Origin of the sequence: Streptomyces sp. NRRL WC-3549, from assembly GCF_000721935.1 — a bacterium.
Classification (GTDB): Bacteria; Actinomycetota; Actinomycetes; order Streptomycetales; family Streptomycetaceae; genus Streptomyces.
This window is the reverse complement of record NZ_KL585412.1, coordinates 51,482-51,924: the sequence shown is the minus strand read 5'-3', so window position 1 is coordinate 51,924 and position 443 is coordinate 51,482. Positions and strand designations below refer to the sequence as shown.

Here is a 443-nt window from a genome sequence, read left to right as displayed (position 1 = left end):
TCAGAGATGTGTATAAGAGACAGGGAGAGGAACCCGCAGCTCATCAGGGTCAGTACCACGAAGAGCACGCGCAACCACGTCCTGTCTCTTATACACATCAGCCGTAGCCGTGCATGTGCTGCTCCTGGGACGTGGGACCGGACGTGTGCTGTGAGGGTATACACCCACGCGGACAACCGGCCCGCCGTTGCGCACAACCGTTGCGCACCCCGTCGCTTCGGGTGCGCGGCCCTCAGTTCGGCTCGACGGTCCCGTCCGTGAGCCCGTCGTACATGCCCTGGACCAGCTGCCCGCCGAGCCGGCCGGCCGTGCGCAGGGCGTCCTCGAACGCGGCCAGCTCCCGGAACCGCTCGCCGTAGCAGCGCTGTTCGGCCAGCGGCAGCCGGGGCAGCTGGAGGCGGCGGGCGTCGAGCCGGGTCGCGGTCGAGGCGTAGCTGCTGGCC

At 68.8% G+C, this 443-nt stretch carries 1 pseudogene; it reads right to left on the bottom strand.

Annotation, left to right across the window (positions count from 1 at the left end):
• Positions 1–232: 232 nt before the first annotated feature.
• Positions 233–443: pseudogene (locus tag IH13_RS37985) on the bottom strand (type II restriction endonuclease subunit M); the annotation flags it as partial.